Raw genomic sequence first — 7,659 nt, forward strand, 5'->3', positions numbered from 1 at the left:
GGGATCGCCAGCAGGCGCTCGCCGCAGGTCAGTATCAGATCAATACCCAGCGGGAACGGGTGCGGGCGCTCGGTCAGCTCATGAATAATGCACTCCGGCAGCTGCGGCGCGACCATGCGTTCTTCCGCGATGCCTGCGCCGGTCAGGCGCAGCATGCGCCCGCCGCTCAGGCTGGAGACCTGCAAGATCAGGGTGGCGCTGGTCTCCGGGGCCACCGCGCTGCCTTCACTCAGGTCATTGAGCTGTTCGTGGCTGATTTGCTCGTCGGCCACGGCAAAGACCGCCTGGCGCGGCTGTTCAACCAGCGGGGCGCTGGTGTGAAAACGCAGGTTCTGGCTGGCGATGTCGTTGGACAGGACGCCTGAGAGCCACACCGGGGTATCGTTGTCGGCAAGCGTCAGCAGCACGCTGGTGGTCGCCAGGTTTAACGGCAGCCAGCCCTGAGAGAGCTGATGCAGCGAGACGATCACACCCGGCTCGCTCATGGCTTTCAGCAGGCGACGAAAACTGTGTTGGGCATCCTGGACGGCCAGGGTAAAAGCAGGTTGAAGCGTCATGCGTTGTCTCCGCGAACGAGCGTAAAGAAGTCGACCCGGCTGGTATTCACTTCGGCCTGACGCGCGGCAATGCGTGCGGCGCGGTCAGCCTCCAGCGGGGCAATAAGGGTTTCCATCAGGGTCTGGAAATGCGGTTGTTCCTGTAAAAGCGCATCGATCACCGCGCAGCGCTCGGCGTGCGCTTTATCGCGCCCCAGCACGTAGCTGTACCCCAGCGTGCCGCTGTTCAGGCGGATCGCGGCGCGGGTGAGGGTGGCATCCCCGGCGAAGAAGCGCTCGCCGGTACCGCCCATCCGCGCCTGGATCTGAACGAGGCCGATCTCCGGGGCGCGGAGGATGTCGTATTCAGGCGCCAGGCTAAGGGCGTGCATGCGGGCAGCCAGCGCGGTGGGCTGACTCTGGGCAAGTACGCGCATCCAGCGCTGTCGGGTGGCAGTGTCGAAGTGCATTCAGTGCTCCATGGTGAATTCGATCATGTCGGCGCGGGTCAGGCTGACGGAGTATTCCGTTGCGTTGATCTCACCGTCGCGATGGTTGAGGGTGCGCACACAGAGCAGCGGGGCCATATTTGGGATCTCCAGCACCTTGCTCTCTTTCGCCTGTGCCCGACGGGCGCTGATGCGCGTCTGGGTGCGTTTCAGCGCGATGCCTGCCGCTTCCTGCAGAAAGTCATGCAGTGAGCCGCTGGTGAAATGTTGCAGCACTGGCCAGAGGGCGAGGTCCGCGAAGTAGTGATCTATCTGGCAGACCGCGACGCCGTTAACCCGGCGCAAGGTGCGCAGGTGGATAACGTTATCGCCCTCCTGAATCCCCAGCGCGTCCGCCACGTGGCTGGAGGCCGGACGCAATACCGAGAGCAGTTTTTCACTGGTCGGGTGGCTGCCCTGGTCCAGCAGGTTCTGGCTAAAGCGCGCCTGGGCGTTTAGCGGGTAGTCGAACGGGCGCATCAGCACCAGCACGCCGATGCCCTGACGGCGCTGGACCCAGCCGCGCTCAACCAGTTGATCAATGGCGCGGCGCAGGGTGTGGCGGTTTACTTCATAGCGGTCGGCAAGCTGCTGTTCCGCAGGCAGATAGTCTCCGCAGCGGTAATGCGTGCGCAGCTCCACTTCGAGCTTTGCCGCAATCTCTTGCCAGCGGGTGGGGTAACTGGTCGGATGTCTGGATAAGTGCATAAAAAACAACGCCTCGCTTCTCAGATAAAGTGCTTACGCAAACGTTGAGAGAGGAAATCCAGCAGGCTGACGGTGACGATGATAAACACCATCAGGGCGCAGGTTTGCTGGAACTGGAAACCGCGAATCGCTTCCCACAGGGTGACGCCAATCCCGCCTGCGCCGACCATGCCGACGACGGTGGCGGAGCGGACGTTGGACTCAAACCGGTACAGGGAGTAGGAGATCAACAGCGGCATCACCTGCGGCAGGACGCCGTAGAGGATCTCTTCGATTTTGTTGGCACCGGTCGCGCGGATACCTTCCACCGGACCGGGCTCGATGGCTTCGACCGCCTCAGAAAGCAGCTTGGAGAGCACGCCGGTGGTGTGGATGAACAGCGCCATCACGCCCGCGAACGGCCCCAGACCGACGGCGACCACGAACAGCATTGCGAAGACCATCTCGTTGATGGCGCGACAGGCGTCCATCAGGCGACGCATGGGCTGGTAGACCCACCACGGCACGATGTTCTCGGCGCTCATCAGGCCAAAGGGAATGGAAAGAATGACGGCCAGGGCGGTGCCCCAGACGGCAATTTGCAGGGTGACCGCCATTTCGCTGAGGTAGTCCTGCCACTGGCTGAAGTCCGGCGGGAAGAAATCGGCGGCGAAGGTCGCCATATTGCCCGCGTCTTTGAAGAGCAGCAGCGGGTCCATTTCCGCGCCCTTCCAGGAGATAACCAGCACCGCCAGCAGGATGGCCCAGCTTATCAGTGAGAACCAGCTGCGCTTCGGCGGTGGGAGGGTGATGGTTTGCATGTGTTACTCCGCAGGTCTTTGTGTGCCGGATGGCGCTACGCTTATCCGGTCTACGATCCAAAAAGTAGGCCCGGTAAGCGCAGCGCCACCGGGCGAAAAGCGTTACTGCACCGCTTTATTCACGCTGGTCATCGCGCCGAGCGCGGCGGTCAGGCGGTCCAGGTCTTCCAGCTGGGCCTGAATCGCAGCCACTTTGCTGGTCTTCTCCTCGTCCTTCAGCCCCTTGTTATCCTTCACGCCCTGCATCTCTTTAAACAGCGCCAGCTGGCGAATCGGGACCAGCTGCAGGTCGCTGGACGGGCGGAACGGTGCCCAGCCCAGACGCGTCAGAACCGCTTTCTCTTCCGGCGTTTTGCCGTAGGTCATGAAGAAGTCGTACACCTTGTCCTTGGTGCTTTCAGACAGGTTTTTACGCCAGACAATCGGGTCGCCGGGGATGAGCGGTGATTTCCAGATAACCTTGATCTCTTTCAGCTTGTCCGGTGCTGAGGTCTTCAGTTTGTCGAGGTTCTCGGTGTTGTTGGTCGCGACATCCACCTGCTTGTTGGCCACGGCCAGGGCGTTGGTTTCATGGCTGGCGTTTACCGTGCGTTTGAAGTCGCTGGCGGAGGCGTTGTTTTTGGCGAAGACGTAGTAGCCAGGGACAAGGTAGCCTGAGGTGGAGTTGGGATCGCCATTGCCAAAGGTCAGCTCTTTGCGTTTGGCAAGCATGTCGTTAAGGTTGTTGATTGGGCTGTCTTTGTTCACGATCAGCACGCTCCAGTAGCCCGGGGAGCCATCTGCCGCGACGGTCTGGGCAAAGACCTGACCGTTGGCGCGATCCACCGCTTCCATGGCGGAGAGGTTGCCGTACCAGGCGATGTCCACTTTGTTAAAACGCATCCCCTGGATGATGCCCGCGTAGTCCGGGGCGAAGAAGGCGTTCACTTTGATCCCCAGTTTGGTTTCCATATCTTTCAGGAACGGTTCCCACTGAGGTTTCAGGTTCTGCTGTGATTCCGTCGAAATAATGCCGAAGTTCAGCTCTTTTTCCTGCTCCTGTGCATACGCTGGGCTTAACAGGGTGCTGATGCTGAACATGCTGGTAAAGGCCAGCGCGGCAACGGCTTTGTAGCTCATGTACTTTCCTCGGATCGGGTTTAATTAAGCAGCCTGCGCGTTCTCTTCGACGCGGTTCATGCTGCGGTAGAGATGGTCAAAACGGTCGTTATCAAACTGATGGCTCGCGCCATCAAAGAACACGTGTCCCTGACGCAGGGCGACGATGCGTTGGCAGTAGCGCAGGGCGTAATCCACCTGATGCAGCGTGACCACCACGGTGATGCCGTCGTTCTGGTTAATGTCGTACAGGGTCTCCATCACGATGCGGGCGGACTCCGGGTCCAGCGAGGCGATGGGTTCGTCAGCGAGAATGATGTGCGCTTTCTGCATCAGGGCGCGGGCGATGGCGACGCGCTGCTGTTGTCCACCGGACAGGGTGGAGACGCGCTGGTGGGCGAAATGCGCCATGCCGACGCGGGTTAGCGCCTGTAAGGCTTCCTGCTTCTGGGACGGAGAGAACCAGCGCAGACAGGTGCGCCAGAACGGGGTGCTGCCGAGCGCGCCAGTCAGCACGTTCTCCAGCACCGTCAGGCGGTTCACCAGATTGAACTGCTGGAAGATGTAGCCGGTCCGGGCGCGGCTCTTGCGGATATCGCTCGCCAGACGACCAGCGCGCTGTACGGTATTACCCAGCAGCTCGACGTGGCTTTCCGGCGTGTTATCGCCGGTAATAAGCCCACTCAAATGGCGCAGAAGGGTGGATTTACCTGAACCGGATGGCCCCAGCAGCGCCACCATCTCGCCCTGCCGGACGGTGAGATCAACGGCGTGCAGAGCCTTGTTGTGATTGAAGGTCTTGCTCAGTTTCTCGACGCGGATGACGGTTTGCATGTGCTGGGCCTCACGATAAATGTGGCCTCATGCTGGCGCATCAATGTGACATTTGGGTTAAGTGCAGGTTGCGGGAGTTTGAAGAGTTGAAGTGAAAGCGATGACAGTCACTGTAGGCCCGGTCAGCGCAGCGCCACCGGGCGCTGTTGCCGGCTGCGCTGCGCTTATCCGGCCTACGACGTTTGGTGTTGTTTCACGACGTTAATCATCCACGGCACGCCGTATTTGTCGGTGACTTTACCGAAACCGTGAGCCCAGAAGGTTTCCTGCCAGGGCATCTCGACATTGCCGCCTGCGGCAAGGTTGTCGAACCAGCGTTTGCCTTCATTGACGTCCTGGGTGTCGAGAACCAGCGTAAAACCGGCATATTGCGCGTTGCTGCCGGGCGGCATCCCGTCGCTCATCATGATATCGCTGCCCGCAATGCGGACGTTGGAGTGGGCGATAGCCGAATCCGGAAATTGCATACCGGACGGGCAACCTTCTTCGCTGTTATCGCTTTTTGGCATTTCGCCGAAAGTGATCTTGTAGAGGAGCTCCGCGCCGACGGCTTGCTGATAAAAGGCAGTGGCCTCTGCACAGTTGCCGGCGAAAGAGATGTAGGGACTTAACGGCATAATCTTTACCTCACGTAAGAAAAGCCCATTAAGTTTAGTTCTTTTTTTGTAGGCCGGATAAGCGTAGCGCAGCCGGCAACAGCGCCCGGTGGCGCTGCGCTTACCGGGCCTGGAGGTGAAAATCAGTTCTTTTTCACAAACTCCGATTTCAGTTTCATCGGGCCAAAACCGTCAATTTTACAGTCGATATTGTGATCGCCTTCAACCAGACGGATATTCTTCACTTTGGTGCCGATCTTCAGCATGGAGGAGCTGCCTTTAACCTTCAGATCTTTAATGACGGTCACACTGTCGCCGTCCGCCAGCAGATTGCCGTTCGCATCTTTTACAACAAGCGCATCGGCGTCCTGTGCTGGCTCGGCATCATTCCATTCGTGCGCGCATTCCGGGCAGATGTACATGCCATTATCTTCATAGGTGTATTCAGAATTGCATTTCGGGCAGTGTGGGAGTTGCATATCGGTATCCTCAGAAAGTGTAAACGCGCTGGAAAGTGCCAGCAAAATGACGGCAGCGTGCCGAAAAAGGCGGCAAGTATAACGCAAATCCACACGGTTGTCGGTGATATTGTGAATTAAAAAAATGCCACAAGCGTGTCGGGAGTGACACTTTATGTCAGTCAGTTAAGCGATGCTGACGTCATTAACACGTTGGGAAGAAATGGCGCGAAATATATCGAATATTTTATTGCAGCAAATTGCTACGCACCTCCATTTCGGATAAGGTGAAGCAACACATTGTTATTTATCTCCGGACTTTGCTGCCATACATATCTTATGGCTGTAGAACATTACCTCTCTTTTTAGGTGGGTAAATAATGGTGATATATCCTGAAGTTTCTTAAAAATGGGCTACGCTTTTTTCTTTTGGCTATCAGGCCTGGAGAAGAGTTCTACACGCCATGCAAGGATAGTGAATTATTCCTGATTATCTTCAATCAGTTATATTTCGGCGAACATGTTTTCCACACGTAATCATATAAGCCTGAACAACATAATTAAAACCAGTGGCTTAATAAAAGTAATAAATTTGCGTTAAGGAAAGGCTTTTATCATGCACACACAGACCATTTTTGAATTAAGCCAGGAAGCTGAGCGTTTGTTACAGCTTGCTCTGCAAAATCTTGATACGTTGAAATCAATGCCGACTGCGATGCTGGAAAGCACAACGGCTGCCATCACGGGTGAAAAGAACAACGTTTTACCTTTGCATTTTAGTGCGCGCGGTGTCGATGCGCAGCAGGCGATGCTGAATAATGAATTACGAAAAATAACCCGGCTGGAAATGGTCCTGGCGATTGTCGGCACCATGAAAGCGGGCAAATCGACCACCATTAATGCGATTGTGGGTACCGAAGTGTTGCCTAACCGCAATCGTCCCATGACGGCGCTTCCGACGTTGATTCGCCATACGCCGGGTCAGAAGGAGCCGGTGCTGCATTTCTCACACGCCTCGCCCATCGATGAACTGATCCAACTGCTGCAGAAAAAGCTTGGCGATTACGATCGCGCGAAGCTGGCCCAGCGTCTGGAAATTGATAAAGACATGAATACGCTGCTGGAGCGTATTGAAAAAGGGGAAGCCTTTGAGAAGCATCACCTGGGGGCACAGCCGATCTTCCATTGTCTGAAAAGCCTTAACGATCTGGTGAGGCTCTCCCAGGCGTTAGGGGTCGAATTTCCGTTCTCTGAATATGCGGCTATCGAACATATCCCGGTAATTGAAGTGGAGTTCGTGCATCTCGCGGGGCTGGATGCACATCTCGGGCAACTGACGCTGCTCGACACGCCCGGGCCTAATGAGGCCGGACAACCGCATCTGCAAAAAATGCTCAGCGAACAGTTGTCCCGCGCGTCGGCGGTGCTGGCGGTGATGGATTATACCCAGCTTAAATCCATATCAGATGAAGAGGTCCGTCAGGCGATTTCCGCGGCGGGTAAATCCGTGCCGCTGTATGCGCTGGTCAATAAATTCGATCAGAAAGATCGTAACAGCGACGATGAAGAACAGGTCCGGGCGATGATCTCCGGTACCTTAATGAAAGGCAATATTTCGCCCGGCCAAATCTACCCCGTTTCGTCCATGTGGGCGTATCTGGCGAACCGCGCTCGCTACGAGATGAATACGCACGGGCAACTGCCGGATCATCAGGAGCAACCGTGGGTGCAGGATTTTGCCGAAGCGGCGCTGGGACGTCGCTGGCGCACGGCGGACCTGGACGATATTGATCATGTTCGTCATTCTGCCGATTTGCTCTGGGAAGATTCGCTCTTTGAACAACCGATCCGCAAGCTGATTTACGCCGCCTATGCTAATGCCTCGCTATTCGCTCTGCGTTCGGCCTCGCATAAGTTGCTCAACTACGCCCAAAATGCCCGGGAGTATCTCGACTTCCGCTATCAGGGGCTGACGGTAGCCTTTGAGGCGCTGGAACTCAATATCGCACGTCTGGAGGAGGACATGGCGCTTCTGCAGACGCGTCAGCGCGTGGTGAGCGATGAGGTGAAACATGAGGTTGAGCAGGCACTGAACGCTTCCGCGGACTTTATGGTGTCGCAAAAAACGGCGCTGCATCAGG

9 protein-coding genes are annotated in these 7,659 nt (G+C 56.8%); 1 reads left to right on the forward strand and 8 read right to left on the reverse strand.

Annotated features, from left to right (window positions below; all coding sequences use genetic code 11):
* The 8 genes from phnH to LDK53_RS04170 form a co-directional block, all read right to left on the reverse strand.
* The coding region (phnH, locus tag LDK53_RS04135; protein ID WP_225284649.1) for a phosphonate C-P lyase system protein PhnH at nucleotides 1-557 on the reverse strand (557 nt) is incomplete at its 3' end.
* The gene (gene phnG / locus LDK53_RS04140) at nucleotides 554-1,006 is read right to left on the reverse strand and encodes a phosphonate C-P lyase system protein PhnG (protein WP_025757894.1); all 453 of its coding nucleotides are present in this window, start codon (nucleotides 1,004-1,006) and stop codon (nucleotides 554-556) included. The genes phnG and phnH, both read right to left, overlap by 4 nt.
* A complete protein-coding gene (gene phnF / locus LDK53_RS04145; protein WP_225284650.1) occupies nucleotides 1,007-1,732 on the reverse strand; it encodes a phosphonate metabolism transcriptional regulator PhnF in 726 nt (241 codons plus the stop codon).
* Nucleotides 1,733-1,752: 20 nt separating this feature from the next.
* Nucleotides 1,753-2,532, reverse strand: coding sequence for a phosphonate ABC transporter, permease protein PhnE (gene phnE, locus LDK53_RS04150; protein ID WP_225284651.1), 780 nt, complete (start codon nucleotides 2,530-2,532; stop codon nucleotides 1,753-1,755).
* Between the two features lie 102 nt (nucleotides 2,533-2,634).
* Entirely contained in the window at nucleotides 2,635-3,651 is a 1,017-nt protein-coding gene (phnD, locus tag LDK53_RS04155; RefSeq protein WP_047957571.1) for a phosphonate ABC transporter substrate-binding protein, read from the reverse strand.
* Nucleotides 3,652-3,675: 24 nt separating this feature from the next.
* Nucleotides 3,676-4,464 carry a phosphonate ABC transporter ATP-binding protein gene (gene phnC / locus LDK53_RS04160; RefSeq protein WP_059386378.1) on the reverse strand — a complete coding sequence of 263 codons (789 nt, stop codon included), beginning with the start codon at nucleotides 4,462-4,464 and terminating at the stop codon, nucleotides 3,676-3,678.
* A 173-nt stretch (nucleotides 4,465-4,637) separates the two neighbouring features.
* Nucleotides 4,638-5,081: a VOC family metalloprotein YjdN gene (gene yjdN / locus LDK53_RS04165; protein WP_025757900.1), complete on the reverse strand. Its 444-nt coding sequence runs from the start codon at nucleotides 5,079-5,081 to the stop codon at nucleotides 4,638-4,640.
* Nucleotides 5,082-5,203: 122 nt separating this feature from the next.
* A complete protein-coding gene (locus tag LDK53_RS04170) occupies nucleotides 5,204-5,539 on the reverse strand; it encodes a zinc ribbon domain-containing protein YjdM (protein WP_047957574.1) in 336 nt (111 codons plus the stop codon).
* 595 nt (nucleotides 5,540-6,134) lie between these two features.
* Here LDK53_RS04170 and LDK53_RS04175 point away from each other — a divergent pair.
* Nucleotides 6,135-7,659 (forward strand): dynamin family protein (locus tag LDK53_RS04175; RefSeq protein WP_225284653.1); only part of this gene is annotated, 1,525 nt, incomplete at its 3' end.

The organism is Enterobacter sp. K16B (assembly GCF_020216105.1).
GTDB lineage: Bacteria > Pseudomonadota > Gammaproteobacteria > Enterobacterales > Enterobacteriaceae > Enterobacter > Enterobacter sichuanensis.

Excerpts from the sequence above, each read along its gene's own strand:
- LDK53_RS04170 (WP_047957574.1), bottom strand. The coding sequence starts at position 5,539 with ATGCAACTCCCACACTGCCCGAAATGCAATTCTGAATACACCTATGAA.
- phnC (WP_059386378.1), bottom strand. The coding sequence starts at position 4,464 with ATGCAAACCGTCATCCGCGTCGAGAAACTGAGCAAGACCTTCAATCAC.
- yjdN (WP_025757900.1), bottom strand. The coding sequence starts at position 5,081 with ATGCCGTTAAGTCCCTACATCTCTTTCGCCGGCAACTGTGCAGAGGCC.
- phnE (WP_225284651.1), bottom strand. The coding sequence starts at position 2,532 with ATGCAAACCATCACCCTCCCACCGCCGAAGCGCAGCTGGTTCTCACTG.
- phnD (WP_047957571.1), bottom strand. The coding sequence starts at position 3,651 with ATGAGCTACAAAGCCGTTGCCGCGCTGGCCTTTACCAGCATGTTCAGC.
- phnG (WP_025757894.1), bottom strand. The coding sequence starts at position 1,006 with ATGCACTTCGACACTGCCACCCGACAGCGCTGGATGCGCGTACTTGCC.
- phnF (WP_225284650.1), bottom strand. The coding sequence starts at position 1,732 with ATGCACTTATCCAGACATCCGACCAGTTACCCCACCCGCTGGCAAGAG.